The sequence below is a fragment of the Vibrio aquaticus genome, assembly GCF_003970385.1.
Classification (GTDB): domain Bacteria; phylum Pseudomonadota; class Gammaproteobacteria; order Enterobacterales; family Vibrionaceae; genus Vibrio; species Vibrio aquaticus.
Genome location: NZ_RXZH01000143.1, coordinates 1 through 477 on the forward strand (window position 1 = coordinate 1; position 477 = coordinate 477).

Annotated in this window: 2 protein-coding genes; both read left to right on the forward strand. The window is 49.1% G+C overall.

All coding sequences use genetic code 11. The features are described from left to right. Window positions 1-109 precede the first annotated feature (109 nt). Entirely contained in the window at window positions 110-262 is a 153-nt protein-coding gene (locus EJ063_RS21550; RefSeq protein ID WP_077274385.1) for a phage holin family protein, read from the forward strand. Then, window positions 246-477, forward strand: a 232-nt coding sequence (locus EJ063_RS20640) for a glycoside hydrolase family protein (RefSeq protein ID WP_158676019.1), incomplete at its 3' end; no start/stop codon positions are given. The genes EJ063_RS21550 and EJ063_RS20640, both read left to right, overlap by 17 nt.

Below are 477 nucleotides of genomic sequence, written 5' to 3' on the forward strand. Positions count from 1 at the left end.
CGCAACGATGTGCGCCATTATCGCCTAGTTCATTCGTGACCTTCTCGACTTCGCCGGACTAAGTAGCAATCTCGCTTACGCAACGATGTGCGCCATTATCGCCTAGTTCATTCGTGACCTTCTCGACTTCGCCGGACTAAGTAGCAATCTCGCTTATATAACGAGCGTGTTTATCGGCTACATCGGTACTGACTCGATTGGTTCGCTTATCAAACGCTTCGCTGCTAAAAAAGCCGGAGTAGAAGATGGTAGAAATCAATAATCAACGTAAGGCGTTCCTCGATATGCTGGCGTGGTCGGAGGGAACTGATAACGGACGTCAGAAAACCAGAAATCATGGTTATGACGTCATTGTAGGCGGAGAGCTATTTACTGATTACTCCGATCACCCTCGCAAACTTGTCACGCTAAACCCAAAACTCAAATCAACAGGCGCCGGACGCTACCAGCTTCTTTCCCGTTGGTGGGATGCCTACC